The organism is Roseateles puraquae (assembly GCF_002205845.1).
Classification (GTDB): domain Bacteria; phylum Pseudomonadota; class Gammaproteobacteria; order Burkholderiales; family Burkholderiaceae_C; genus Pelomonas; species Pelomonas puraquae.
The window spans coordinates 1,192,485-1,216,739 of the sequence record NZ_NISI01000001.1 but is presented as its reverse complement, the minus strand read 5'-3'; the positions used below and the strand labels follow the sequence as shown (position 1 = coordinate 1,216,739).

Here is a 24,255-nt window from a genome sequence, read left to right as displayed (position 1 = left end):
CAGATGAAGATCCTGATCAAGAACGGCCGCCTCATCGACCCGGCCTCCAGCCTCGACCGCATCGGCGACCTGGCGATTGCCAACGGCCGCATCGTCCACCTGGGCGACGTCAACGACTTCACCGCCGACCGCAGTATCGATGCCACCGGCCTCATCGTCGCGCCGGGTCTCGTGGACCTGTGCGCCCGCCTGCGCGAGCCTGGGCATGAGCATGAAGGCCTGCTGGAAACCGAACTGGCCGCAGCCGCGGCCGGTGGCGTGACCAGCCTGGTCTGCCCGCCCGACACCGACCCGACGCTCGACGAACCGGGCCTGGTGGAGATGCTCAAGTTCCGCGCCCGCAAGCTGAGCCGCTGCCGGCTGTTCCCGCTGGGGGCGCTCACGCGCGGCCTGGAGGGCAAGGCGCTGACCGAGATGGCCGAGCTGACCGAAGCCGGCTGCATCGGTTTCTCGCAGGCGGAAGTGGCCATCAAGGACACGCTGGTGCTTCACCGCGCCCTGCAGTACGCCGCAACCTACGGCTACACGGTCTGGCTGCGGCCCCAGGATGCCTGGCTGGGCGGCGGCGTGGCGGCCAGCGGCTCGGTGGCCACACGCCTGGGCCTGTCCGGCGTGCCGGTCAGTGCCGAGACCGTCGCCTTGCACACCGTCTTCGAGCTTGTGCGCGCCACGGGCGCGCGGGTGCACCTGTGCCGCATCAGCAGCGCCGCGGGCGTAGACCTCGTGCGCGCGGCCAAGCGTCACGGCCTGCCCGTGACCGCCGATGTGTCCATCAACTCGCTGCACCTGAGCGACGTGGACATTGGCTACTTCGACTCCGCCATGCGCCTGACCCCGCCGCTGCGCCAGGGTCGCGACCGGGATGCGCTGCGCGCCGGGCTCGCCGATGGCACGCTGGATGCGCTGGTCTCCGACCACATGCCGGTCACGCTGGACGAAAAGGCCGTGCCGTTTGCCGAGGCCACGCCCGGCGCCACCGGCCTGGAGCTGCTGTTGAGCCTGGCGCTGCGCTGGGCGCAGGACTCCGGCCTGCCGATGTCCCGCGCGCTCGGCGTGGTGACGGCTGAGCCGGTGCGGGTGCTGGGCACGGCCCTCGGCTCGCTCGCGGCCAGCGCCGGCCGGCTGGTGGAGGGGGGCGTGGCTGATGTCTGCGTGTTCGACGCGGGCGCCAGCTGGGCGGTCACGCCCGAGGCCCTGGCCAGCCAGGGCAAGCACACGCCCTTCGCCTTCGAGCGCACCGGCTTCGAGCTGCCAGCGCGTGTGCGCTGCACCCTGGTGGCCGGCCACGTCGCCTACGAGGGGGCATGAGGCCACTGGTTGCGGCCGCGCGGCTGCTGCGGCTGGTGCCGCATGTGCTGCACGGGCTGTGGATCGTGCGGCGGCGCTTTGATCTGCTGAGTGCGCCGGAGCGGCACCAGCTGATCCAGTGGTGGTCGGTCAAGACGCTGCGCATCCTGGGTATCCGCCTGAACGCGGCCGGGACGGCGCTGCCCTCCGGCCATCTGCTGGTGGCCAATCACGTCTCGTGGCTGGACATCGCCGCGGTCCATGCGGTGCTGCCGCAGGCGCGCTTCGTGTCCAAGGCCGATGTGAAGCATTGGCCGCTGGTGGGGGCGCTGGTGGAAGGCGCGGGCACGCTGTTCATCGAGCGCAGCAGCAAGCGCGACGCCTTGCGTGTCGTGCACCAGACGGCGGCGGCGCTGCAGGGGGGCGACTGCGTGGCCGTCTTCCCGGAAGGCACGACCGGCGCCGGGCCGGCGCTGCTGCCCTTCCACGCCAATCTGTTGCAGGCGGCCGTGTCGACGGGCGCGCCCGTGCTGCCGCTGGTCCTGCGCTGGCATGAGCCGGGTGAGCGCTTCAGCACGTCGGCGCGCTTCATCGGTGAGACCACGTTGGTGCAGAGCCTGTGGCGCATCGCCAGCGCCCGGGGGCTGGCCATCGACGTGCAGGTGCTGCCGAGCGTGGCCTCGGAAGGTCTGGATCGGCGGATGCTCGGCGAGCAGCTGCGTCAGGTGATCGCGGCGCGGCTCTGAGTCAGGCCAGCCAGCTCAGTCCTGCCGACGTCATCGCGCGAGGCCGGTACTCCAGCCCGACCGCGCCTGCCCAGGCTCGGCGGCCCAGCAGCGCCAGCTCGGTGGCGTATTCGCCCCGGTCGGGTTCGTGGCGGCCGGCCACGCCGGCCACCTGCACATGGCCCAGCACGCCCAGGTCCAGCGCTCGGGTCAGGTGGCTCAGGGACTCACCCTCGGTGACGCGGCAGTGGTAGAGGTCCAGCTGCAGTTGCACGCGCGGCGTACCGAGTTCGGCCAGCAGAGCCAGGGCCTGCGCCTGGGTGTGCAGGAAGTAGCCGGGCATGTCACGCCGGTTGATCGGCTCCACGGTCAGCGGCAGCGCTGACTGCTCAGCCGCCCAGCGCAGGTTGGCCAGCCAGGTGCCGCGGTGGGCCGGCGTGTCCTCTGCCAGGCCCGACAGCAGATGCATGCGCGCCGCGCCGAGGCGGCTCGCGAGGTCCAGGCCGCGCAGGGTGCTGTCGCGAAAGCGCGCCTCCTGCCCCGGCAGGGCCGCAAAGCCGCGTTCACCGGCGGCCCAGTCGCCGGCCGGCGCGTTGATGAGCACCACGCGCAGGCCGGCCAGTGCCGCGGTCAGCGCTGCCACGTCGTGCAGATGGGGTTGCTGCAGCTCCACGGCGTTGAAGCCGTCGGTGCGTGCGGCGGCGGGTCGGTCGAGGTAGGCGTGCTCGCCGTACAGCCAGTCAAGATTGGCGGCGAAGCGCGCGGCGATCACTTGGATTCCGCCACCAGTGCCGGGTTCAGCCGCGGGTCGTTGTACATCTTGAACTGGCGGTAGACCTTGAAATAGGCCCGGCCGGCGCGGGCATCGGCCAGCAGCTCGTCGTAGCAGCGGCCGAGGTCGCTGCGCTGCTGCTTCAGGCGTTCCAGCCGCTCGGCGCAGGCCTGGCGGTGGGCGTCGTCCACGTCCTGGCGCTGCGTCTGCTCGCGCATCGCGGCGATCTTGAGGCCGAGGATGGAGATGCGGTCGAGCATGGAGCCGGCCGTCTCGCTGTTCAGGCGTGCGCCCGGCGGCACGGTCGAGCGGGGCAGGGCGCTGGCCAGCGTGGCGGAGTCGACCAGGCCGAGGGCGGACAGCAGGAACTCGTCGATGCGCTCGATGGCGTCGTTGCGGGCCTGGTTGTGACGGTCGATGGCGCGCTTGTTCGCGACGATCTCGGCATCCGGCGCCTGCGTGCGCCGGGCCAGGTCTTCCTGCGCCCAGAGGCTGCGGTTGTGGAAATGGTTGACGGCCACCCAGCCCTGCACGTCGGTGGCCTCGACCGGCACAGGCGGCGAGGCGAGGGCGGCATCCTGCGCGGCGATGACTTCAGCGGAAGAGGGCAGTGCAATCATGAATTGGGGTGGAGAATCCCGCGCCATTTGTAAAGAACTGCCGATGATAGAAGCCCGCCCGCTGATCGTTCGCCTGCGCAACTTCGTGGGCGACACGGTATTGAGCATTCCCGCACTGCGGCTGCTCGAACGCCATGGCTACGCGCTGGAGCTGCTCGGCAAGGGCTGGGCGCGCGGCCTCTTGGAGGCCGAAGGCTGGCCGGTGCATGTGCGTCAGGCCGGGCTGCATGACCGCATCGGCCAGCTGCGGGTGATGCGCCGGGAGGCGACGAGGCGCGACCCGGCCTTTGCTGCGCGCGACAACATGCTGCTCTTCCCCTACGCCTTCTCGGCCGCGCTGGATGCGCGCCTGGCGGGCCTGAAGCCCGTGGGCCATGCGGGCGACGGCCGCGGCTGGCTGCTGCGCCGCGGTCTGCCGCGCCGGGAAGGCCGGCACACGCTGGTGGAGTACTGGGAGTTGGCCTGCGACTTTCTCGGCGTGCAGGCCGAGCCGCCGGTCGACATTGGCATGCAGGTCAGCGAGGCGCAGCGCGAGCAGGCGCGCGCGATGCTGGCGTCGCTCGGGCTCGCACCGGGTGGCTATGTGCTGATCTGCCCGTTCGCCAACGGCCGGGTGGAGTTCCTGGACCGCAGTTGGCCGGCCTTCCCTGATTTCGTGAAACGCCTGAAGGCCGCGGGGCGGCCGGTCGTCATCGTGCCGGGGCCGGCCGAGGTGCAAGGGGCCCAGCAGCTCTATCCGGATGCACTGCGGCTGGATGGCGTCGGGCTGGGCGTCTACAACGCGCTGCTCCAGCTGGCGGGCGTGGTGGTGGCCAACGACACCGGCCCGGCTCACATGGCGGCGGGCGTGGGCGCGCGGCTGCTGAGCATCTGGGGCCCGGTGGATGCGGCGCGCTGGGCGCCGTGGGGGTCGAGCGTCACGCTCATGCGACGCGGACCGGGTGAGTGGTCCAGCGTCGACGAGGTGATCTCAGCCGTGGATCAGGCCTTGCCCTGATTGGCGACTGCGGCAGCCGCTTTGGCGGCGGCCTCGGCGTCACCCAGGTAGTAGCTCTTGATGGGCTTGAGGTCGGCGTCGAGCTCGTACACCAGCGGGATGCCGTTGGGGATGTTCACGCCAACGATGGCGTCGTCGGCAATGTTGTCCAGGTATTTCACGAGCGCACGGATGCTGTTGCCGTGCGCGGCGATCAGCACGCGCTCGCCGCCCTTGATGGCCGGGGCGACGGTCTCGTTCCAGAACGGCAGCACGCGGGCGACGGTGTCCTTCAGGCATTCGGTCAGCGGGATGTCGTTCGCATCCAGGCCACGGTAGCGGCGGTCGCTGCGCTCGCTGCGCGGGTCGGTGGCCTCCAGCGCCGGCGGCGGCGTGTCGTAGCTGCGGCGCCAGATCAGCACCTGCTCGTCGCCGTATTGCTTGGCCATGTCGGCCTTGTTCAGGCCTTGCAGCGCGCCGTAGTGGCGCTCGTTCAGGCGCCAGGCGTGGCGCACGGGCAGCCAGGTGCGGTCCATCTGGTCCAGGCAGTGCCACAGCGTCCAGACGGCGCGCTTGAGCACCGAGGTGTAGGCGATGTCGAAGTCATAGCCCGCCTCCTTCAGCAGCCGCCCGGCCTGCTTGGCCTGCTCCACGCCGGTGGGCGTGAGGTCCACATCGGTCCAGCCGGTAAAGCGGTTTTCGAGATTCCAGGTCGATTCGCCGTGGCGGATGAGGACGAGCTTGTACATGGCACTCCAGAGAGGGGTTTGAGCGGTCGAAATTGTAGGGAGGCCGCGACGCTGGCCTCCCACAGTTCCTTCGACTGTGAATCAGTGCTCATTCCTCTCTGGCGGAGGCGTCAGAAATGAGTTTGGGGCTCGAATAATCCGGGTTTTCCCGATCAAACACGGCCCCCCGCCGAATCAAGGAGTCAACCCATGATGGTCCACGCACGACATCGTCTGCTTCCCCTGCTGCTGGCCCTCGCGGCCGGTGGCGCTTCCGCCGCTGACGGCATGTTCTCGCTGTCCGGTTTCGGCACCCTGGGCCTCGTGCGCACCAGCACCGACGACGCGCAGTTCGCGCTGTTCGGCCAGACGCGCGGTGCCGACAAGGACGTCAGCGCCGAGGTCGACAGCAAGCTGGGCGTGCAGGTGGGCGCCAAGTTCAACGACATGTTCTCGGGCACCCTGCAGGTGCTGACCAAGTCCAACGGCAAGGGCAACTTCACGCCTGGCGTGGAATGGGCCTTCCTGAAGGCGCAGGTCACGCCGGCGCTGTCCCTGCGTGCCGGCCGCATGGGTGCGCCGTTCTTCGCGGTGTCTGACTTCCGCGACGTGGGCTATGCCAACACCGCGCTGCGTCCGCCCAAGGATGTGTACGACCAGGTGCCGGTCAGCCACTTCGACGGCGCCGACGCGAGCTACCAGCTCAGCACGTCGGTCGGCACGCTGACGGGCCAGCTCTTCGGCGGCAAGGCCTCCGACACCTCGCAGCGCTACAAGGTGGATGTCAAGAGCCTGGCTGGCTTCAACGCCACGCTGGAGACTGACGCCGGCCTCACGCTGCGCCTGGGTTACGCCGAAGGCAAGCTGACCGTCGGCAATGCGGCGCTGAACGGCCTCGTGGCCACGCTGCGCGCCACGCCGTTCGCTTCCGTGGGCAACCAGCTCGACCCGAACGACAGCAAGGGGACCTTCAGCGGCGTGGGCCTGACCTGGGACCAGGGCGACTGGGTCGCCAGCGCCGAGTACACCCAGCGCCGCATCAAGACCTTCCTGGCCGACACCGACGGCTGGTACGTGCTCGTCGGCCACCGCTTCGGCCCGCTGACGCCCTACGTGACGGTGTCGGAAGCCCGCACGGTCAGCAGCAACGTCAACAACACCATCCCCGCGGCCACGGCGCAACTCGCGGCCCTGAAGGCGGCCGTGGACAGCGTGGTGGAAGGCCAGCGTCACACGCAGAAGACCTTCGCCGTCGGCGCTCGCTGGGACTTCGCCCGCAACCTCGCGCTGAAGGCGCAGTGGGAGAACGTGCGCCCGGACGGCCGCGGCTATTTCATCTCGCCCACCGCGAACTGGGGCAACGGCAAGACCGTCAACGTGATCAGCGTCGCGCTGGACACCGTGTTCTGATCAGGAAGCAACGCCATGACTCTCAAGCAAATCTTCTCCGGCCTGGCGCTGGCCTTCCTGGCGCTGGGCGCCCAGGCGCAAGTCGCCGTCGTCGTGAACCCCAAGAGCGCTGCCGCCTCGATGACGGCCGACCAGGTCGCCAGCATCTTCCTCGGCAAGAGCGCGACCCTGCCGAGCGGCGCGACCGCAGCGGCGGCGGACCAGGCCGAAGGCTCGGCCATTCGCGAGCAGTTCTACAGCAAGGTCGCCGGCAAGCAGGCTGCGCAGGTCAAGGCGGCCTGGTCGCGCCTGGTGTTCTCCGGCAAGGCCACGCCGCCGAAAGAGCTGTCCAGCTCCGCCGACGTGAAGAAGTTCGTCGCGGCCAACCCTGACGCGATCGGCTATATCGAGAAATCTGCCGTGGATGGCAGCGTGAAGGTCGTGTTGACCGTCGACTGAAACCTGCGCACGGCAGATGATGGGCAGAGGGCGCGTTGCGCCCCGCCCCGCCTTGGAGACCTCGAATGAATGTGAAGACCCGGATCTGGATGCTGCCGGCCCTGGCCGCCGCCATCTTTGCCATCGGCATCGTGGTGGTGCTGGTGTTCTCGTCGAAGACCTCGGACTCGATCCGGTCGGTCGGCCAGGTGGACTTTCCCTATCTGGATGCGACCACACAGTTCGCGGCCCAACTGGAGGCGCTCGGCGCGACGATCCAGAGCGCCGTGGCCGAAGGCGAGAAGAAGCGCCTGGACGAGGCCAAGGATCGCGCGGCCAGCATCCGCAAGTTGTTGGCTGCCATCAGCCGCATCGATGGCAAGGCCGAGGTGGGCAGCCAGCTGACCAAGAGCTTCGAGGCGTACTACGCGGCTTCGGTCGAGACGGCCGAACTGTTCCTGGGCATGCGACAGGGTGACCAGGCCGGCGCGATTCCCAAGATGCAGTCGGCGCTCAAGAAGCTCGAAGGCGAACTCGCCACCGCGCGGGTCGAGGCTAGCGAGGGATTCGATGCAGGCCTGGAGCGCGCCCACCAGGGGGTTTCTTCCAGCCTGTGGGCGATCGTCATCAGCGGTGTGGTCGTGGTGCTGTGCCTGGGCGGGGGCTCGTTCCTGATCATTGGCGGCGTGTGGCGCCAGCTCGGCGGCGAGCCGGAGTACGCCCGAGACGTGATGCGGCACATGGCCGATGGCGACCTGTCCCAGGACATCATCGTCGCGCCGGGCGCCGAGCAAAGCCTGCTGGCGGCGGTGCGCGACATGTCGAGCGGCCTCGCGGCCATCGTGGCCAATGTGCGGGCCGGCACCGACTCGATGACGGTTGCCTCCCGCGAGATCGCGGCGGGCAACCAGGACCTGTCGGTGCGCACCGAAAAGCAGGCCGGCTCGCTGGAGCAGACGGCCGGCAACATGCAGACCCTGACCGACACGGTGCGCCAGAGCGCCGAGGCGGCCGCGCAGGCCAACCAGCTGGCCGGCTCCGCGGCGTCCGTGGCCCAGCGGGGCGGCGAGGTCGTCAGCCAGGTGGTCTCGACCATGGACGAGATCAACACCAGCTCCAAGAAGATCGCCGACATCATCGGCGTGATCGACGGTATCGCTTTCCAGACCAACATCCTGGCGCTGAACGCAGCGGTCGAGGCCGCCCGTGCCGGTGAGCAGGGGCGCGGCTTTGCGGTGGTGGCGGGCGAAGTGCGCTCGCTGGCGCAACGCAGTGCCGAGGCGGCGCGCGAGATCAAGGGCCTGATCGGCGCCAGCGTCGACAAGGTGGAGTCCGGCGCGCGCCTCGTGCAGGACGCCGGCAGCACCATGAGCGAGATCGTCGCGAGCGTGCAGCGGGTGTCCGACATCATCAGCGAGATCACCGCGGCCTCGGCCGAGCAGAGCCAGGGCATCGGCCAGGTCAACCAGTCGGTGATGCAGCTCGACCAGATGACGCAGCAGAACGCCGCCCTCGTGGAAGAGGCCGCTGCGGCAGCCACCAGCCTGGAGCAGCAGGCCCAGACGCTGCAGTCGGCGGTCGCGACCTTCAAGCTCAAGTAAGGCAGCGCGGTCGCGGGGCTGCGGCCTCGTCGATAATCCCGGGCTTCGTCAACTGCACGGGATGCTTGCTTGAACTTCCTGATCGAGAACTGGTTTCTGGTGGTCGCCGCCGTCGTGTCCGGCGGCATGCTGCTGTGGCCCCTGCTGGCTTCGGGCGGGCAGGGCGCGGCCGTGACGCCCGCGGAGGCGGTGCAGCTCATGAACCGTGAGAAGGGCGTGCTGATCGACGTCAGCGAGCCCCAAGAGTTTGCCCAGGGCCATGCCGTGGGCTCGCGCAACATCCCCTTTGGCCAGCTTGAGGGCCACAAGCAACTGCCCAGCAACAAGGCCCTGCCCATCGTGGTGGTGTGCCCGACCGGCGCACGCGCCGGCCGCGCCGCAGGCATGCTGCGCAAGCTGGGCTATGAAAAGGCCCGGGTGCTGGCGGGTGGTCTCAAGGCGTGGCGGGAGGCCAGCCTGCCGGTCGAGAAGACCGCCTGAAGGAGATTGCCCATGGCCCCCGTCAAGATGTACACCACCCTGGTCTGCCCGTTCTGCATCCGTGCCAAGTCGCTGCTCAAGCAGCGCGGCGTGGATGAGATCGAGGAGATCCGTGTCGACCTGGACCCGGCCGAGCGCCAGTCCATGATGGAGCGCACCGGCCGCCGCACCGTGCCGCAGATCTTCATCGGCGACACCCATGTCGGGGGGTGTGACGACCTCATCGCCCTCGACCAGAAGGGCGGCCTGCTGCCCCTGCTCCAGGCCGCCTGATTTCAAGCCCGGGCAAGCCCCGGGCGGCCCGTCACGAGGCCTCACCCATAATCCGCCTACCGCCCGCAGCGCGATGCCTGCGGGCTTTTGTTTGACGCTCCGCTAGAAAGAGTTCCATGGCCGACGAGATCCAAGCCGCCCCCGAAGGCACCCCCGTGTTCCAGATCCAGCGCATGTACCTGAAGGATCTGTCGCTGGAGCAGCCCAACGCGCCGCACATCCTGCTGGAGCAGCAGCAGCCCCAGGTCGACATCAACCTCGCCCTGTCGGCCGAGAACGTGACGGACGGGATCTTCGAGGTCTGCGTGACCGCCACCGTCAACACCAAGGTCGGCGACAAGACGCTGTTCCTGGTGGAAGCCAAGCAGGCCGGCATCTTCGAGATCCGCAACGTGCCGCAAGACCAGGTCGAAGGCATTCTGGGCATCGTCTGCCCGCAGATGGTCTACCCCTACCTGCGCGCCATCGTGTCCGACGTCTGCACCCGTGCCGGCTTCCCGCCGGTGCTGCTGACCGAAGTGAACTTCCAGGCCATGTTCGAGGCCCAGCAGGCCCAGCGCGCCGCCCAGGGCGGCCAGGCCGTCAACTGAGCATTCACGGCTTCGCCCGTTGACGACGCCCCGCCCCGTGCGGGGCGTTTTGCTTGGGCGACACTCCTGCGCATGACGACGATGAAGATCAGTGTGCTCGGTGCCGGGGCGTGGGGTACGGCCCTGGCCATCCAGGCGGCACGTGCCGGCCATGCGGTGCATCTGTGGGCGCGCGACGCCGCAGCGGCCGGCCTGATGCAGGCCAGCCGGCGCAATCAGGCCTATCTGCCGGACAACCCCTTGCCGCAGGCCTTGCAGATCGGTGCCGACCTGGGTGCTGCCGTCGCGCATGCGGCCGATGGCTTGACCATTATCGCCACGCCGATGTCGGGCCTGCGCGGCACGCTGGCGGCGCTGCCTGTGCACCAGCGCGTGCTGTGGCTGTGCAAGGGCTTCGAGGCCGGCACGGGGCGGCTGGGCCATGAGATCGCCCGCGAATTGCAGCCGGCCATGCGCGTGGGTGTGCTCTCCGGGCCGAGCTTTGCCCAGGAAGTGGCCGCGGGCCGCCCGACCGCGCTGGTGGCCGCGAGTGGCGACGCGGCGCTGTCACAGGCAGCGGTCGACGCCTTCCACGGCGAGCGGCTGCGCGTCTACACCTCGGCCGACCCGGTCGGCGTGGAAGTGGGTGGCGCGGTCAAGAACGTGATGGCCATCGCGGTTGGCGTGTGCGACGGCCTGTCGGGTTCGGCACCCGATGCGCCGGGGCTCAATGCCCGCGCGGCACTGATCACCCGCGGCTTGGCCGAGATGCTGCGCCTGGGCCTGGCATTGGGCGCCAAGGCCGAGACCTTCATGGGCTTGTCGGGCCTGGGGGATCTGGTGCTCACCGCCACCGGCGACCTGTCGCGCAACCGGCGCGTTGGCCTGTTGCTGGCCCAAGGTCTGGCCTTGCCGCAAATCTTGGCCGAACTGGGCCATGTGGCCGAAGGCGTCTACAGCGCGCCCACCGTGCTGGCGCGCGCTCGCGCCGCCGGCGTGGAGATGCCGGTGACGGAGGCGATGGTGGCGCTGCTCGACGGCCGCGTCGGTGCGCCGCAGGTGGTGGAACTGCTCATGGGCCGGCAGGCCCGGCCGGAGTGACACGCCGTCGTCAGGCCCCGCCGGCGTAGCCGTTCTGTCGCCAGGCCTCGAACACCGCGACTGCCACGCTGTTGCTGAGGTTCAGGCTGCGCTGGCCTTCACGCATCGGCAGCCGCACGCGTTGTTCCGTCGGGAAGCCATCGCGCAAGGCGGGCGGCAGGCCCGCCGTCTCGCTGCCGAACACCAGCCAGTCGCCCGGCTGCCACTGCACCTGACCGAAGGGCTGGCTGCCGCGGGTGGTGAATGCGAACAGGCGCGTGGGGTCGGGCGACTCGGTGGCCAGGAAGCGGGCCCAGTCGGCATGGCGCTGCACGCGGGCGTACTCGTGATAGTCCAGGCCTGCGCGCTGCAGCAGCCGGTCTTCCATCGAGAAGCCCAGCGGTTCGATCAGGTGCAGGCTGCAGCCGGTGTTGGCAGCCAGTCGGATCACATTGCCCGTGTTGGGCGGGATCTCCGGATGGACGAGGACGATGTTGAACATGGGGCGGGAGTATCCGCCGCCCGTGCTCAGCAGTCGCCCGGCTCCGGCGTGCGGGCCACCACCCACGCCTGCACGCTCATCACGCCGGCCTGCAGCAACGTGCCGGCCAGCTCGTAGAGCGTGGAGCCGCTGGTCATCACGTCGTCCAGCAGGGCCACGCTGGTGCCGCGCAGGCGGTTGGCGCGCAGCGGCTCGACGGCGAACACGCCGCGCACATTGGCCGCGCGCTGGTCGAGCTTGAGGCCCGCCTGGCGTTCGTTGTGACGCAGGCGCAGCAGCAACTCGGGCTCGCAGCGCAGGCCGCGCCGACGGGCCAGGGCCCGGGCCAGCTCGTAGGACTGGTTGTAGCCCCGCTCGCGCAGCCGCTCGGCCGAGATGGGCACGGGCAGCAGCCAGTCGGGCTCGGTGACGTCGGCGGCGTTCAGCGCGATGTTCAGGCGCTCCAGCAGGCTCTCGCGCAGCTCCAGCGCCTGGTGGTACTTGAAATGCTGCAGCAGGCCATCCCAGGGAAAGCTGTAGTCAAGCGCGGCGATGGTGCGATCCAGCGGGGGCGGCTCGCGCAGGCAGCGGCCGCATTGCGGCTGCGGGCGGCCGAGCAGCTCCAGGGGCAGGCGGGCGGCGCACGTCCAGCAGCGGGGCTGGGGGCGGGCGTAGAGCGCCAGGCAGCTCTCGCAGATGGTCTGGTGGCTCCAGGCGCGACAGACTGCGCACTGGCCGGCGCAGCGCAGCAGCACTTTCTCGACCAGTGCGGGCTTGTGGGCCGGCAGGGAGCGGTCTGGCATGGTCTCAATATACTGACCGGCTCATGAATGAGCTGCACCCGACCCCTAACTTGAAGCAGGGGCCGCGGCCTCAGGATCTGGATGTGGCGGCCCTGCGTCACCAGGCTCGCCGGTTGGCGCGGGCCGACTCGGCGCCCTGGCTGCATGCCGAAGTCGCCACCCGCATGGCCGAGCGGCTTGGCTACATCAAGCTCAAGCCGGCCCGGGTGTTGGACGTGTCCGCGGCGCTGGGTGACAGTGCCGCACTGCTGCGCCAGGCCTACCCCGAGGCCGACATGCTCTGGCACGAATCCGACGTCGACCTGGCCGCTCGCGCCGAGGCCGAGCGGGTGCCGGGTTGGTGGCGCAGGCTGCGTGGCGGCGGATCAGGCCGCATCGAGGCGCTGCCGGCACGGCCTGAGGTCGACCTGGTGTGGTCCAACATGGCCCTGCATGCCTGTGCCGACCTGCCGGGACTGCTCGGGCAGTGGCAGGGGAGCCTCGCGGTGGGCGGCTTCGTGATGTTCTCCTGCCTGGGGCCCGACAGCTTCGTGGAACTTCGCCCTCTCTTTGCCCGCAACGGCTGGGGCCGCCCAGCGCCTGACTGGTGGGACATGCACGACATCGGCGACCTGGTGTTGAAGGCGGGGCTGGCCGACCCGGTGATGGACCAGCAGCGCCTGCGTCTGACCTGGCCGGGCCCCGAGCGCCTGCTGTCGGACCTGCGGGCGCTGGGTGGCAACCTGTCACCGCTGCGGTTTGCGGGTCTGCGTGGGCGGCAGTGGCGGGCTCGGCTGCTGTCCGAACTCGAATCGCTGCGCGATGCGCAGGGGCGGCTGGCGATGACCGTCGAGGTGGTCTTCGGCCATGCGTTCAAGGCCGCGCCCCGGCTGGCTGTCGCGGCCGAGACAGTGGTCAGCGTCGATGCGATGCGCGCCAAGCTGCGCGAGGGGCGGTCAGGTGGGTGATTTCCCGGGGTGACCCCAGGGAGAGCAAGGACCCTCGTGGGCTAAACTCTTGCGCCGCATCAAGGACAGATCGAATCGGTCTGTTCTCCTCACGGACCTTGCGCAGCAGATCGGGCTTGCCGGCCTGGTTGCAAGCCCCGCACCACTAAGAACCAAGTGACAACCATGACGATGATGAACGCACGAGTGCAGAGCGCCTCACGCGCTTGGGGCCGATGGGCCGCAGCGGCGGCGGCCCTGGCAGCGGGTCCGGCCCTGGCGGTGAATGACCTCAAAGGCGGCCCTGGCGTCAATCAGATCAATCTGCCCGAGCCGGTGACCACCATCGCGCGCGACCAGATGTGGTTGCACAACTTCATGCTGATCGTCTGCCTCGTCATCTTCGTGGCGGTGTTCGGCGTGATGTTCTATTCCATCTTCAAGCACCGCAAATCCAAGGGCGCGGTGTCGGCCAACTTCCACGAAAGCGTGGCCGTCGAAATCGCCTGGACCGTGGTCCCCTTCCTGATCGTCATCGGCATGGCCCTGCCGGCCACCAAGGTGGTGGTCGCGATGAAGGACACGACCAATGCCGACCTCACCATCAAGGCCACTGGCTACCAGTGGAAGTGGGGCTACGACTACATCAAGGGCGAAGGCGAGGGCATCGGCTTCCTGGCCACCCTCGACACCGAGCAGCGCGAAGCCTCCAACTCGGGCAACCCGCAGCCGGTCGACAACTACCTGCTGAAGGTCGACAACCCGCTGGTGGTGCCGGTCGACAAGAAGGTCCGCATCATCACCACCGCCAACGACGTCATCCACGCCTGGATGGTGCCCGCCTTCGGCGTCAAGCAGGACGCCATCCCCGGCTTCGTGCGCGACACCTGGTTCAAGGCCGAGAAGGTCGGCGACTACTACGGCCAGTGCGCCGAGCTCTGTGGCAAGGAACACGCCTACATGCCCATCCACGTCAAGGTGGTGTCCGCCGAGGACTACGCCAAGTGGGTCGACGGCAAGAAGAAGGAAATGGCCGCCAAGGCAGATGATCCGAGCAAGGTCTGGGAACAGGCGGCGCTGGTGGCCCGTGGCGAGAAGGTCTATGCCGCCAACTGCGCCGTCTGCCACAAGCCCGACGGCAAGGGCGCCGGCCCGATCAAGGCGCTGGACGCATCGGCCCTGGTGCTCTCGGACAACCATCTGGAGCAGATCCAGGTGCTGCTCAACGGCCGCATGGACAAGGGCATGCCCGCCTGGAAACAGCTGAGCGACACCGACATCGCCGCCGTGATCACCTACACGAAGAACAGCTGGTCCAACAAGACCGGCCAGACCGTGCAGCCGGCCGAGATCGTCGCCGCCCGCAAGTAATCGCGAACGCCGAACTAGAGGTAATCCCATGAGTGCAGTGCTCCCACCCCACGGTGTTCACGGCGGCCACGCTGGTGACCACGCCCACGACGATCATCACGACCATCACGCGCCCACCGGCTGGCGCCGCTGGGTCTTCGCGACCAACCACAAGGACATCGGCACGCTGTACCTGCTGTTCAGCTTCACGATGCTGATGATCGGCGGCATCCTGGCGCTGTGCATCCGCGCCGAGCTGTTCAAGCCGGGCCTGCAGTTCTTCAACCCCGAGCTGTTCAACCAGTTCACGACCATGCACGGTCTGATCATGGTGTTCGGGGCCATCATGCCGGCCTTCGTCGGCTTCGCGAACTGGATGATTCCGCTGCAGATCGGCGCCAGCGACATGGCCTTCGCGCGGATGAACAACTTCAGCTTCTGGCTGATGATCCCGGCGGCCATCATGCTGGTCAGCAGCTTCTTCATGCCCGGTGGCGCCCCTGCCGCCGGCTGGACGCTCTACGCGCCGCTGACGCTGCAGATGGGCCCGTCGATGGACGCCGGCATCTTCGCGATGCACATCCTCGGCGCGAGTTCCATCATGGGCTCGATCAACATCATCGTGACCATCCTCAACATGCGCGCCCCCGGCATGACGCTGATGAAGATGCCGATGTTCTGCTGGACCTGGCTGATCACGGCCTACCTGCTGATCGCGGTGATGCCCGTGCTGGCCGGCGCCATCACGATGACCCTGACCGACCGTCACTTCGGCACTGCCTTCTTCAACCCGGCAGGCGGTGGTGACCCGATCATGTACCAGCACATCTTCTGGTTCTTCGGTCACCCCGAGGTCTACATCATGATCTTGCCGGCCTTCGGCATCATCAGCCAGATCGTGCCGGCCTTCGCCCGCAAGCGCCTGTTCGGCTACGCCTCCATGGTGTACGCCACGGCCTCGATCGCCATCCTGTCCTTCATCGTGTGGGCTCACCACATGTTCGCCACTGGCATGCCGGTGACGGGCCAGCTGTTCTTCATGTACGCGACCATGCTGATCGCGGTGCCCACGGGCGTGAAGATCTTCAACTGGCTGGCCACGATGTGGCGCGGTTCGATGACCTTCGAGGTCCCGATGCTGTGGGCCGTGGGCTTCATCTTCGTGTTCACGATGGGCGGCTTCACCGGCCTGATCTGCGCCATGGCGCCGATCGACATCCAGATCCAGGACACCTACTACGTCGTCGCCCACTTCCACTACGTGCTGGTGGCCGGCTCGCTGTACGCGCTGTTCGCCGGCGTGTACTACTGGGGTCCGAAGTGGACGGGCGTGATGTATTCGGAGCTGCGCGGCAAGATCCACTTCTGGGGCTCGCTGATCTTCTTCAACATCACCTTCTTCCCGATGCACTTCCTGGGTCTGGCCGGCATGCCGCGTCGCTACGCCGACTACCCGATGCAGTTCACCGACTTCAACCAGATCGCGTCCATCGGCGCCTTCGGCTTCGGCTTCATGCAGGTGTACTTCTTCCTGTTCGTCGTCGTCCCGATGATGCGCGGCAAGGGCCAGCCGGCCCCGCAGAAGCCCTGGGAAGCCGCTGAAGGCCTGGAGTGGGAAGTGCCGTCGCCGGCTCCCTTCCACACCTTCGAAGAGCCGCCCAAGCTGGACGCCTCGGCGACCCGCATCGTCGCCTGAGGAGCAGGGCATGACGCCTGAGCAGCGCAAGGCAAACCGTCGGCTGGGCCTGATCCTGCTGACGGTGGCCCTCGCCTTCGGCGTGGGCTTCATGGTCAAGATGGCGATGTTCGGCAGCCACTGAGATGCAGTTCCTCGCCGCCTTGCGCCGCGACAACCGCCAACTCCTGGTGAAGCTGGCCGTCATCGTGGCGCTGATGTTCGGTTTCGGCTACGCCCTCGTGCCGCTGTACAAGGCGATCTGCGAGGCGCTGGGCATCAACGTGCTGTCGCTGTCCGAGCGGCAGACCATCCTGGCCGACAAGGGCGTGGCCAACGGCAACGGGCAAATCGACTACAGCCGCAGCATCACGGTGGAGTTCGATACCAACGCCCGCGGCCCCTGGGACTTCAAGCCTGCGGTGCGCCACATGACGGTGCACCCCGGCGAGTTGAGCCAGGTGATGTACGAGTTCCGCAACAAGCAGGACCGCACGATGGCCGCGCAGGCCATTCCCAGCTACGCGCCCATGCAGGCCAGTGCGCACTTCAACAAGCTGGAGTGCTTCTGCTTCAACGAATACACCTTGGCGCCGGGCGAGAGCAAGCAGTGGCCGGTCGTGTTCGTCATCGACCCCAAGCTGCCCAAGGATGTGAAGACCATCACCCTGTCCTACACCTTCTTCGAGGTCGCGGGCAAGGGCGGATTCAAGGTCGGGCAGGCGCCCCAGAAGGCGGGGGCGCTGTGAGCAAGCCCGGCGAGGATCTGAAGGAAGCGGTGGGCCGCAAGGCGTCCATCGGCCAGACGATCTCGGCCGTGGCCTGGAGTTTTTTCGGCGTGCGCCGGGGGCGGGACCATGAGAACGACATGGCCAAGCTCAACCCGGTGCATGTGGTGATTGCGGGCGTGCTTGGCGCAGCCCTGTTTGTATTGATGCTGGTGTTGTTGGTCCGTTGGGTCATCAGCAGCGGCGTGGCGGCGGCCTGACGGCGGCCGCAACAGAGTTCAGAACGAGCGAGAACTAGGAGAACGACATGTCGGCAGCGGCAACCCCGGGCAAAGCCCCGTACTACTTCGTCCCAGGACCTTCACGCCATCCGGTGATGGCCGCCATCGGTCTGTTCTTCGTCATCCTCGGCGCCGGGCAGTGGATCAACGGCCACGGCTGGGGCATGTACTCCCTGCTGGGTGGCCTGGCCTTCTGGGCCTTTGTGCTGCAGGCCTGGTTCCGCGACGCGATCGGCGAGAGTGAGGGCGGCCTCTACAGCGACCGCATCGACGTCTCCTTCCGCTGGAGCATGGGCTGGTTCATCTTCTCGGAGGTGATGTTCTTCGCGGCCTTCTTCGGCGCGCTGTACTGGGCCCGCGTGTTCTCGGTGCCGTCGCTGGGCAGCCTCGAGAACTCGCTGCTGTGGCCTGACTTCAAGGCCATCTGGCCGAGCACGGCCGCCGGCTTCACCGCCGCGCCTGGTGGCACGGTCGAGGCCTTCAGCACCATGGGCCCCTGGCCCATCCCGACGATCAACACCGCGCTGCTGCTGACCTCGGGCATCACGCTCACCATCGCCCACCATGCGCTGATCGCCGGCAACCGCGGCAAGACCATCGCCTGGATGTGGATCACGGTGCTGCTGGGTGCAACCTTCCTGGGCTTCCAGGCCTACGAGTACCACCACGCCTACTCCGAGCTGAACCTCAAGCTCAGCTCCGGCATCTTCGGCTCCACCTTCTACATGCTGACCGGTTTCCACGGCTTCCATGTGTGCGTGGGCGCGCTGATGCTGCTGTTCATCACCATCCGCCTGATGAAGGGCCACTTCACGGCCGACCGTCACTTCGGCTTCGAAGGTGCGGCCTGGTACTGGCACTTCGTTGACGTGGTGTGGCTCGGCCTGTACGTCGTCGTCTACTGGATGTGACGAGGCGACCTCGCCTGGAACAAGCGCCGCCGACGCGGCGCTTTTTTTTGGGTCAGGCTGGGCGAACGGGCAGCCCGGTCGGCTGGATCCAGCCCAACTTCCAGCTCAGCAGGATGATCAGGAACAGCGCCACCGACAACGCCACCCGCAGCGCCAGCGCGCGGGCCATGTTGGGGCTGCGCCGTGCGTCGCCGCGGCCCTTGCGCAGCATGAACACGCCCGCGGCCCCGAGGGCGCCGAGGATGCCGATGAAGGCGATCAGGAAGACGAATTTCATGGGGACCGATTATCTTCTTGGGGGCGGTGCATGACGCTGCGGCGCTGGCTTGCCCTGGTGGCCGCGTTGCTGGGCGTTGCGCTCACGGCTCGCCTGGGCGTGTGGCAGCTGGATCGGGCTCAGCAAAAGCTTGCGCTGCAGGCGGCGATGGAGGCCGAAGCCGTCCGCCCGCCCTTGTCGGCCGCGGACGTGGGCGCGGCCACGCCACTGCACCGCCGTGTGGTGCTGCGCGGCCAATGGCTGCCGGAGCGCACGGTCTGGCTCGACAACCGACCCATGGATGGCCGGGCGGGCTTTTATGTCGTCACACCGCTGCGGCTGGCTGGCCGGGGCGACAGCGTGCTGGTGCAGCGCGGCTGGGCGCCCCGCGACCCGGCCAACCGAACGCATCTGCCGCCCCTGGTGACGCCGCCCGGCGAGGTCGAGATCACGGGCCGGCTGGCCGCTTCGCCATCGCGGCTTTATGAGCTCGGCGCTGGAGAGGCGGGGTTGATCCGGCAGAATCTCGACCCGGCGACCTTCGCCCTCGAAACCGGCCTGGCGCTGCTGCCCCTGACGGTCATCCAGACCGATGGCACCGACGACGGTGGCCTGCTGCGCCATTGGCCGGCGCCGGATCTGGGTCTGCAGAAACACTACGGCTACGCCTTTCAATGGTTCGCGCTCTGCGCGCTGATCCTCGCCCTCTATGTCTGGTTCCAACACGTCCGCCCCCGGCTCCACCGCCAGCAGCCCTGAGCCGTTGAGCTTCACGGTGCACAGCCAGCCCGACCCACGCGCGCTGGGGGAGCCACAGCAGCGGGCCGGGAGGCTGCGCATGCTGCTGGTGCTGGCCGTCTGTGCCGCGCCGGTCATTGCGTCGTACTTCACGTTCTATGTGATCAAGCCCAAAGGCTCGGCCTACGGCGAGCTGATCACGCCCACCGTCCAACTGCCGGCCAACCTGCCGCTGACCGACCTGCAGGGGCAGCGCGTGGCGGCGGAGTCGCTGCACGGCCAGTGGCTGCTCGTGGCGGTGCAGCCTTCAGCATGCGATGCGGCCTGTGAGCGCGAGCTCTTCGTGCAGCGGCAACTGCGCGAAATGCTGGGCAAGGAGCGCGCCCGGGTCGACAAGATCTGGCTCATCCCCGACGACGGCACACCGCGGCCGGAAGTGCTGGCAGCCGTGCAACAGAAGGGCGTCGAGGCCACCGTCCTGCGGGTACCTCAGGAGGCGCTGGCCGGCTGGCTGAAGCCGGCCGAGGGCAAGACGCTGCGCGACCACTTCTATGTGGTCGACCCCCTGGGACGCTGGATGCTGCGCGCCCCAGCCGATCCTGACCCGAAGAAGTTCCAGGGCGACCTCAGCAAGCTGCTCAAGGCGAGTGCCGGCTGGGACAGCCCCGGCCGTTGATCTGCGATGGAAGACGTCCTTCTCCCTCTCGGCCAGGTCGCTGCCATCGGCGGCGCGGTGGCCATCGGCCCGCTCCTGTGGTGGCGGCAGCGCTCGCGCAGCAGCACGCCGGCGGGGCGGCTGCGTGCGCTGACCCTGCTCACGCTTTTCCTGACCTTCGACCTCATCGTTTTCGGCGCCTTCACCCGGCTGACCGATTCGGGCCTGGGCTGCCCCGACTGGCCGGGTTGCTACGCGTCGGCCAGCCCGTTCGGCGCGCGGGAGCACATCGACGCGGCCCAGGCAGCCATGCCGACCGGGCCGGTGACCCACGGCAAGGCTTGGATCGAGATGATCCACCGCTACCTTGCCAGCGGCGTGGGCCTGCTGATCCTGGTGATGGCCGCCTTGAGCTGGCGGCTGCGCCGCCAGGCCGGGGAGGCTGCGCCTTCACCCTGGCTGCCGACGCTCACGCTGGTCTGGGTCTGCGTACAGGGGGCGTTCGGCGCGCTCACGGTCACGATGAAGCTGTTCCCGGCCATCGTCACGCTGCACCTTCTGTTCGGCATGGGCCTGCTGATGCTGCTGGCCTGGCAGCACGAGGCCTATCGCCCACAACCGATCGCCGTGTCGGTCAGGTTGCGTCGGGCCACGACCGTGGTGCTGGTGCTCGCACTGATGCAGGTGGCGCTCGGAGGCTGGGTGAGCACGAACTACGCGGTGCTGGCCTGCGACGAGTTCCCCACCTGCCATGGCGGCCAGTGGTGGCCGCACCTGGATTTCGCGCAGGGCTTCCAGCTCTGGCGTGAACTCGGCCAGCGCGCGGGCGGTGGCTACCTGGGTTTCGAAGCGCTGGCCGCCATCCACATGGCTCACCGGATCGGTGCGGCAGTCGTCTTCATCGCGCTGCTGGCCCTGGCCTGGCGCCTGCGCCAGCCCGCGCGCTGGGCCTCGCGCGGCCTCTTGGCGGTCGCCGGCTGGCAGTTCGCCTCGGGCCTGTCCAACGTCGTGCTCGATTGGCCCATCGTCGCCGCCCTGGCCCACACCGCCGGCGCCGCCGTGCTGCTGGGCCTGCTCACCACCTTGCTTGCGCGCCTGAGATGAAACTGCCCCTCGCCCAGTCTTGCCCTGCTGAACGCGGGCAAGCCCAGTCGGTCCCCCGTGGGGACGGCGATGCTTGCCGGCTTGACCGGCAAGCACATCGCCCGCCGGGCCGGCTCGGGTGCAGCCCAGCGCTCGGCCCGAAAACAGTCAAGGTGACAGACAACTGATATGGCTTCCACGTCCACCGCCAGTGCCCTGGTGCACAGCCCGCGCTGGCAGCAGTTCTACCAGCTGACCAAGCCCCGCGTCGTCCAGCTCATCGTCTTCTGCGCTGCCATCGGCATGGCGCTGGCCGTGCCAGGCCTGCCTGACTTGTCTCAGGCCCTCACCATGCTGGCTGCCATCGTCGGCATCTGGCTGGTGGCCGGTGCCGCGGCGGCGTTCAACTGCCTCATTGAAGACGGCATCGATGCCCGCATGAAGCGCACCGCCTGGCGCGCCACCGCCAAGGGCGAGCTCAGCCGGCCGCAGACGCTGGCCTTCTCGGCCCTGCTGTGCGCCATGGGCATGCTGCTGCTCGGCGTCTACGTCAACGTGCTGACCATGTGGCTGACCTTCGCCACCTTCGTCGGCTACGCGGTCATCTACACCGTCATCCTCAAGCCCATGACGCCGCAGAACATCGTGATCGGCGGCGCCTCCGGGGCCATGCCGCCGGTGCTGGGCTGGGCGGCCTTGCGCGGCGAGGTGGGCTTCGAGGCCTGGCTGCTGTGCCTGATCATCTTCCTCTGGACACCGCCGCACTTCTGGGCCCTGGCCCTGTACCGCGCCGAAGACTACGCACGCGCTGGCCTGCCCATGCTGCCGGTCACCCACGGCAACGACTACACCCGGCTGCAGATCCTGCTCTACACCTGGGTGCTGTTCGCCGCCACCTTGCTGCCCTACCTGACCGGCATGAGCGGCTGGTTCTACCTGGCCAGCGCGGTGCTGCTGGGGCTGGGCTTCTGCGGCTATGCCTTCCGGCTGTGGCGCAGCTATTCGGAGATGCTGGCGCGGCGGACCTTCTGGTTCTCCATCTGGCATCTGTCGCTGCTTTTTGCGGCCCTCCTGATCGACCACTACATCGCATGACCACCCGCCGTTTCGCCCTGGCCGCCGTGACGGCACTCGCGGCCCTGACCCTTGCCGGCTGCCAGAAGTCCGGCCCCGAGAAGCAGGCCTTCAAGGGCGTGGACCTCACAGGCGCCGAGTACGCGCGCACCCTCAACCTCACCGACCAGGACGGCCGCGCCCGCTCCCTCGCCGACTTCAAGGGCAAGGTCGTGGTGGTCTTCTTCGGCTACACCCAGTGCCCGGACGTCTGCCCCACGACCATGGCCGAAGTGGCCGAGGTGAAGCGTTCTCTGGGCGCCGACGGCGAGAAGGTGCAGGGCGTCTTCGTCACCATCGACCCCGAGCGCGACACCGGCCAGCTGCTCAAGGCCTACATGGCCAGCTTCGACCCCAGCTTTGTCGCGCTGCGGGGCAGCGCCGAGCAGACCCAGGCCGCGGCCAAGGAGTTCAAGGTCTTCTACGCCAAGGTGCCCGGCAAGACGCCCGAGACCTACACCATGGACCACACGGCGGCGAGCTTCATCTTCGACACCGAAGGGCGGGTGCGCGTCTACGCCCGCTATGGCTCGGGCGCCCAGGCGCTGGGCGACGACATCAAGCTGCTGCTGGCCGAAAGGTAGGTCACCCCCTACGGCCTGCGGCCGCCCCCTCGAGGGGGCACACCCGTCGGGCCGGCGGAGCCGGACCCTCGGGTGTCGCTGGATGAACAAAGCCCCGCGGTGCGGGGCTTTGTACTGGGGCGCGGGGCTGTACTCAAGCCGCTTCGGTCAGCGCCTTCTTCATCTTCTTCATCGCGGCGACTTCGATCTGGCGGATGCGTTCGGCCGACACGCCGTACTCGGCGGCCAGTTCGTGCAGCGTCATGCCGCCGGAGGCGTCGTCGTTGACCTTCAGCCAGCGCTCCTCGACGATGCGGCGGCTGCGCGGGTCCAGCACGTCGAGCGCGCGCTGGATGCCGTCGCCGGCCATGCTGTCACGAGCCCGTGCTTCGATCACGCGGGTCGGCTCATGGCTGTCGTCGGCCAGGTAGGCGATGGGTGCGAAGCTCTCGCCGTCGTCGTCGGTCTGCGGCTCCAGGGCCACATCGCCGCCGGACAGGCGGGTTTCCATCTCCAGCACTTCCTCGCGTTTCACGTTCAGCTCACGGGCGACATGCGCCACCTCGGCTTCGCTGAGCGTGTTGCGGTGCGTCTGGCCCTCGGCCTGCTCGGCCTTGAGCTGATGCTTCATCGAGCGCAGGTTGAAGAACAACTTGCGTTGGGCCTTGGTCGTGGCGACCTTGACCATGCGCCAGTTCTTCAAGATGTACTCGTGGATCTCGGCCTTGATCCAGTGCATGGCGTAGCTCACCAGCCGCACGCCCTGGTCGGGGTCGAAGCGCTTGACGGCCTTCATCAGGCCGACGTTGCCTTCCTGGATCAGGTCGCCTTGCGGCAGCCCGTAGCCGACGTACTGGCGCGAGATCGACACCACCAGGCGCAGGTGCGACAGCACAAGGCGACCGGCGGCTTCCAGGTCGCCCTTGTCGCGCAGGCGGCGGGCCGCATCGCCTTCTTCCTCGGCGGTGAGCAGAGGCAGGCGATTGACGGCAGAGATGTAGGCGTCCAGATTGCCCAGCGAAGGCACCAGGGCCCAGGGGTCGCGGACGGCAATGGCAGAAGAGGCAGACATCGTGTGAATCCTTGCAGGACCGCAGCGACAGCAGCTGCGATGCGCAAGATATTAGCACTCTGACTTGGTGAGTGCTAAGTCAGACGATGCCTCATCTGGAATGCATTGTTTCTGAGGCTGAAACAGTGGGCGACCGCTAACTTGAGTGCGCCGCCCGGCAGTTTTTGCTCAGTCGACCAGGCCGAAATCCGGGCTCGTGATCATGGCCTCGATGTCCAGCAGGATGAGCATGCGCTCGCCGAGCTTGCCCAGGCCGGTGATGAAGCGCGCATCCATGGCCGCGGGCACTTCGGGGCGGGGCTTGATCTCGTCGACGCCCAGTTCGAGCACGTCGGACACCGAGTCCACCACAATGCCGACCACGCGGCCGGCCACGTTCAGCACGATGACGACCGTGAAGGCGTTGTACTCGCCGCTCTGGCCCAGGCGCAGGCGCAGGTCCAGGATGGGCACGATGACGCCGCGCAGGTTGACCACGCCCTTCACGAAGTGCGGCGCGTTGGCGACCCGCGTCGGCGGTTCGTAGGAGCGGATCTCCTGCACGCGCAGGATGTCCAGGCCATATTCCTCCTCACCGATGCGGAAGGTCAGGAACTGGCGGCCGTCAGGGCGTGCCAAGGCCTGCACGGCCTGGGCACCGCTGCTGGGAACAAGGTCGGTGGAACTCATCGGGCGCTGTGAA

At 68.2% G+C, this 24,255-nt stretch carries 30 protein-coding genes; 22 read left to right on the top strand and 8 right to left on the bottom strand.

Going from position 1 to position 24,255, the window contains the following annotated elements; genetic code table 11:
• The first annotated feature begins 3 nt into the window (after nucleotides 1–3).
• The gene (locus CDO81_RS05570) at nucleotides 4–1,308 is read left to right on the top strand and encodes a dihydroorotase (protein ID WP_088482110.1); all 1,305 of its coding nucleotides are present in this window, start codon (nucleotides 4–6) and stop codon (nucleotides 1,306–1,308) included.
• Nucleotides 1,305–2,033: a lysophospholipid acyltransferase family protein gene (locus tag CDO81_RS05565; RefSeq protein ID WP_088482109.1), complete on the top strand. Its 729-nt coding sequence runs from the start codon at nucleotides 1,305–1,307 to the stop codon at nucleotides 2,031–2,033. Before CDO81_RS05570 ends, CDO81_RS05565 begins: the two co-directional genes overlap by 4 nt.
• Before the next feature lies 1 nt (nucleotide 2,034).
• Here the strand turns inward: CDO81_RS05565 and CDO81_RS05560 are convergent, their stop codons facing one another.
• On the bottom strand, nucleotides 2,035–2,784 hold the full coding sequence (locus CDO81_RS05560; protein ID WP_241516853.1) for a hydroxypyruvate isomerase family protein: 750 nt from the start codon (nucleotides 2,782–2,784) through the stop codon (nucleotides 2,035–2,037).
• On the bottom strand, nucleotides 2,781–3,404 hold the full coding sequence (locus CDO81_RS05555) for a DUF4254 domain-containing protein (protein WP_088482108.1): 624 nt from the start codon (nucleotides 3,402–3,404) through the stop codon (nucleotides 2,781–2,783). Before CDO81_RS05555 ends, CDO81_RS05560 begins: the two co-directional genes overlap by 4 nt.
• A 43-nt stretch (nucleotides 3,405–3,447) precedes the next feature.
• Between CDO81_RS05555 and CDO81_RS05550 the strand changes: the two genes are divergently transcribed.
• A complete protein-coding gene (locus CDO81_RS05550; protein ID WP_158218167.1) occupies nucleotides 3,448–4,401 on the top strand; it encodes a glycosyltransferase family 9 protein in 954 nt (317 codons plus the stop codon).
• On the opposite strand, the gene gpmA is transcribed toward CDO81_RS05550, so the two are convergent.
• Nucleotides 4,386–5,129, bottom strand: a complete 744-nt coding sequence (gene gpmA / locus CDO81_RS05545; RefSeq protein ID WP_088482107.1) for a 2,3-diphosphoglycerate-dependent phosphoglycerate mutase — start codon at nucleotides 5,127–5,129, stop codon at nucleotides 4,386–4,388. The two genes, CDO81_RS05550 and gpmA, sit on opposite strands and share 16 nt — an antisense overlap.
• Nucleotides 5,130–5,318: 189 nt before the next feature.
• Here gpmA and CDO81_RS05540 point away from each other — a divergent pair, with 189 nt between their 5' ends.
• From CDO81_RS05540 to CDO81_RS05510, 7 genes are all read left to right on the top strand, one after another.
• Nucleotides 5,319–6,518, top strand: coding sequence for a hypothetical protein (locus tag CDO81_RS05540; protein ID WP_088482106.1), 1,200 nt, complete (start codon nucleotides 5,319–5,321; stop codon nucleotides 6,516–6,518).
• 15 nt (nucleotides 6,519–6,533) lie between these two features.
• Nucleotides 6,534–6,956: a type 2 periplasmic-binding domain-containing protein gene (locus CDO81_RS05535; RefSeq protein ID WP_088482105.1), complete on the top strand. Its 423-nt coding sequence runs from the start codon at nucleotides 6,534–6,536 to the stop codon at nucleotides 6,954–6,956.
• 65 nt (nucleotides 6,957–7,021) lie between these two features.
• Complete coding sequence (locus tag CDO81_RS29095) at nucleotides 7,022–8,536, top strand: methyl-accepting chemotaxis protein (RefSeq protein WP_088482104.1); 1,515 nt, start codon at nucleotides 7,022–7,024, stop codon at nucleotides 8,534–8,536.
• A gap of 69 nt (nucleotides 8,537–8,605) precedes the next feature.
• Nucleotides 8,606–9,016 (top strand): rhodanese-like domain-containing protein, encoded by a 411-nt coding sequence (locus tag CDO81_RS05525; protein WP_088482103.1) that lies wholly within the window; start codon nucleotides 8,606–8,608, stop codon nucleotides 9,014–9,016.
• A 12-nt stretch (nucleotides 9,017–9,028) separates the two neighbouring features.
• Nucleotides 9,029–9,289, top strand: a complete 261-nt coding sequence (gene grxC, locus CDO81_RS05520; RefSeq protein WP_088482102.1) for a glutaredoxin 3 — start codon at nucleotides 9,029–9,031, stop codon at nucleotides 9,287–9,289.
• A 116-nt stretch (nucleotides 9,290–9,405) separates the two neighbouring features.
• Complete coding sequence (gene secB, locus CDO81_RS05515) at nucleotides 9,406–9,879, top strand: protein-export chaperone SecB (RefSeq protein WP_088482101.1); 474 nt, start codon at nucleotides 9,406–9,408, stop codon at nucleotides 9,877–9,879.
• Between the two features lie 81 nt (nucleotides 9,880–9,960).
• Complete coding sequence (locus CDO81_RS05510; protein WP_088482451.1) at nucleotides 9,961–10,959, top strand: NAD(P)H-dependent glycerol-3-phosphate dehydrogenase; 999 nt, start codon at nucleotides 9,961–9,963, stop codon at nucleotides 10,957–10,959.
• Nucleotides 10,960–10,969: 10 nt separating this feature from the next.
• Here CDO81_RS05510 and trmL read toward each other — a convergent pair whose 3' ends face one another.
• Complete coding sequence (gene trmL, locus CDO81_RS05505) at nucleotides 10,970–11,440, bottom strand: tRNA (uridine(34)/cytosine(34)/5-carboxymethylaminomethyluridine(34)-2'-O)-methyltransferase TrmL (RefSeq protein ID WP_088482100.1); 471 nt, start codon at nucleotides 11,438–11,440, stop codon at nucleotides 10,970–10,972.
• A gap of 26 nt (nucleotides 11,441–11,466) precedes the next feature.
• The gene (locus CDO81_RS05500; protein WP_088482099.1) at nucleotides 11,467–12,222 is read right to left on the bottom strand and encodes a ComF family protein; all 756 of its coding nucleotides are present in this window, start codon (nucleotides 12,220–12,222) and stop codon (nucleotides 11,467–11,469) included.
• A gap of 23 nt (nucleotides 12,223–12,245) precedes the next feature.
• Here CDO81_RS05500 and CDO81_RS05495 point away from each other — a divergent pair, with 23 nt between their 5' ends.
• From CDO81_RS05495 to CDO81_RS05470, 7 genes are all read left to right on the top strand, one after another.
• Entirely contained in the window at nucleotides 12,246–13,169 is a 924-nt protein-coding gene (locus CDO81_RS05495) for a methyltransferase domain-containing protein (RefSeq protein ID WP_144397140.1), read from the top strand.
• Between the two features lie 165 nt (nucleotides 13,170–13,334).
• Nucleotides 13,335–14,519, top strand: coding sequence for a cytochrome c oxidase subunit II (gene coxB / locus CDO81_RS05490; protein WP_088482097.1), 1,185 nt, complete (start codon nucleotides 13,335–13,337; stop codon nucleotides 14,517–14,519).
• 28 nt (nucleotides 14,520–14,547) lie between these two features.
• On the top strand, nucleotides 14,548–16,194 hold the full coding sequence (gene ctaD, locus CDO81_RS05485) for a cytochrome c oxidase subunit I (protein ID WP_088482096.1): 1,647 nt from the start codon (nucleotides 14,548–14,550) through the stop codon (nucleotides 16,192–16,194).
• A gap of 10 nt (nucleotides 16,195–16,204) precedes the next feature.
• Complete coding sequence (locus tag CDO81_RS28690; protein WP_241516851.1) at nucleotides 16,205–16,318, top strand: cytochrome oxidase small assembly protein; 114 nt, start codon at nucleotides 16,205–16,207, stop codon at nucleotides 16,316–16,318.
• Between the two features lies 1 nt (nucleotide 16,319).
• Nucleotides 16,320–16,922, top strand: a complete 603-nt coding sequence (locus CDO81_RS05480) for a cytochrome c oxidase assembly protein (RefSeq protein ID WP_088482095.1) — start codon at nucleotides 16,320–16,322, stop codon at nucleotides 16,920–16,922.
• Nucleotides 16,919–17,161: a DUF2970 domain-containing protein gene (locus CDO81_RS05475; protein WP_088482094.1), complete on the top strand. Its 243-nt coding sequence runs from the start codon at nucleotides 16,919–16,921 to the stop codon at nucleotides 17,159–17,161. The genes CDO81_RS05480 and CDO81_RS05475 overlap by 4 nt, the downstream gene beginning before the upstream one ends.
• A gap of 47 nt (nucleotides 17,162–17,208) precedes the next feature.
• Complete coding sequence (locus CDO81_RS05470; protein WP_088482093.1) at nucleotides 17,209–18,093, top strand: cytochrome c oxidase subunit 3; 885 nt, start codon at nucleotides 17,209–17,211, stop codon at nucleotides 18,091–18,093.
• Between the two features lie 52 nt (nucleotides 18,094–18,145).
• Here CDO81_RS05470 and CDO81_RS05465 read toward each other — a convergent pair whose 3' ends face one another.
• On the bottom strand, nucleotides 18,146–18,370 hold the full coding sequence (locus tag CDO81_RS05465) for a DUF2909 domain-containing protein (protein ID WP_088482092.1): 225 nt from the start codon (nucleotides 18,368–18,370) through the stop codon (nucleotides 18,146–18,148).
• Nucleotides 18,371–18,400: 30 nt separating this feature from the next.
• Here CDO81_RS05465 and CDO81_RS05460 point away from each other — a divergent pair, with 30 nt between their 5' ends.
• The 5 genes from CDO81_RS05460 (at nucleotide 18,401) to CDO81_RS05440 (ending at nucleotide 22,522) form a co-directional block, all read left to right on the top strand.
• The gene (locus CDO81_RS05460) at nucleotides 18,401–19,108 is read left to right on the top strand and encodes an SURF1 family protein (protein WP_088482091.1); all 708 of its coding nucleotides are present in this window, start codon (nucleotides 18,401–18,403) and stop codon (nucleotides 19,106–19,108) included.
• Entirely contained in the window at nucleotides 19,059–19,763 is a 705-nt protein-coding gene (locus CDO81_RS05455) for an SCO family protein (protein WP_088482090.1), read from the top strand. Before CDO81_RS05460 ends, CDO81_RS05455 begins: the two co-directional genes overlap by 50 nt.
• Before the next feature lie 6 nt (nucleotides 19,764–19,769).
• Entirely contained in the window at nucleotides 19,770–20,846 is a 1,077-nt protein-coding gene (locus CDO81_RS05450; RefSeq protein ID WP_088482089.1) for a COX15/CtaA family protein, read from the top strand.
• 168 nt (nucleotides 20,847–21,014) lie between these two features.
• Complete coding sequence (gene cyoE, locus CDO81_RS05445; RefSeq protein ID WP_088482088.1) at nucleotides 21,015–21,920, top strand: heme o synthase; 906 nt, start codon at nucleotides 21,015–21,017, stop codon at nucleotides 21,918–21,920.
• Nucleotides 21,917–22,522 (top strand): SCO family protein, encoded by a 606-nt coding sequence (locus CDO81_RS05440; RefSeq protein ID WP_088482087.1) that lies wholly within the window; start codon nucleotides 21,917–21,919, stop codon nucleotides 22,520–22,522. The genes cyoE and CDO81_RS05440 overlap by 4 nt, the downstream gene beginning before the upstream one ends.
• Before the next feature lie 133 nt (nucleotides 22,523–22,655).
• On the opposite strand, the gene rpoH is transcribed toward CDO81_RS05440, so the two are convergent.
• Both rpoH and CDO81_RS05430 read right to left on the bottom strand, forming a co-directional pair.
• Nucleotides 22,656–23,573: an RNA polymerase sigma factor RpoH gene (rpoH, locus tag CDO81_RS05435; protein ID WP_088482086.1), complete on the bottom strand. Its 918-nt coding sequence runs from the start codon at nucleotides 23,571–23,573 to the stop codon at nucleotides 22,656–22,658.
• Nucleotides 23,574–23,741: 168 nt separating this feature from the next.
• The gene (locus tag CDO81_RS05430; RefSeq protein WP_088482085.1) at nucleotides 23,742–24,242 is read right to left on the bottom strand and encodes a chemotaxis protein CheW; all 501 of its coding nucleotides are present in this window, start codon (nucleotides 24,240–24,242) and stop codon (nucleotides 23,742–23,744) included.
• Nucleotides 24,243–24,255 lie beyond the last annotated feature (13 nt).